We start from the raw sequence: 690 nt of genomic DNA, 5'->3' as shown, positions 1-690 counted from the left end.
TAGGCCGTGGCCGTAAGGGTATAGTTCCCCAACGGAAGGTCCCTCTCGTTGTAATCGCCCGATAGGTCGCCGAACAACGCGTAGGGCGCTACGCCCTCCCGCTGGGTGGCCGAAACAGGGCCCGTCAGTTCCAGAAGTACGCTGCCCGGTCCACCGAGTGTGTTCGCCCTGATGTTAAGGGACTGTCCGCCGGACGGCCCAAGGTCGATCTGCTGACCGTCCACCAAGTTGAACAGGTCCGTGTCCGTCGAGGCGTCCACCAAGGTAAGGCCCACAACGCCTTCGGTCAGGGGCCCCGATACATTTATGGCCACAAAATCCGTGTCCGTCTGACCATCGCCATCGGTCACCGTCAGCACCGCATCGTAACTGCCCGCTGCCGTATAGGTATGGACGGGGTCCGCCTCGCTGGAGGGCGCACTGCCGTCCCCAAATTCCCACTCGTAGGAGATTATGCCCACATCGTCCGTGGAATTGCTTCCCGTAAACTGTATTTCCAAGGGAGCGTCCCCGCTTACTTGGTCCGCTTCGGCAAAAGAAATAGGGGGATCGTTCTGCACCGTATTTGCGATTATGGTTATGGTGTCCGTGTCCGTCTGACCATCGCCATCGGTCACCGTCAGCATCGCATCATAACTGCCCGCTGCCGTATAGGTATGGACGGGGTCCGCCTCGTTGGAGGGCGCACTG

The 690-nt window shown here is 60.0% G+C and carries 1 protein-coding gene; it reads right to left on the bottom strand.

Annotated features, from left to right (window positions below; all coding sequences use genetic code 11):
* The coding region (locus tag GO009_RS17370; protein ID WP_163627969.1) for a PKD domain-containing protein at positions 1–690 on the bottom strand (690 nt) is incomplete at both ends.

The organism is Allomuricauda sp. TY007, assembly GCF_010468565.1.
Lineage (GTDB): Bacteria > Bacteroidota > Bacteroidia > Flavobacteriales > Flavobacteriaceae > Flagellimonas.
This window is presented reverse-complemented; position numbering and strand designations above follow the sequence as displayed.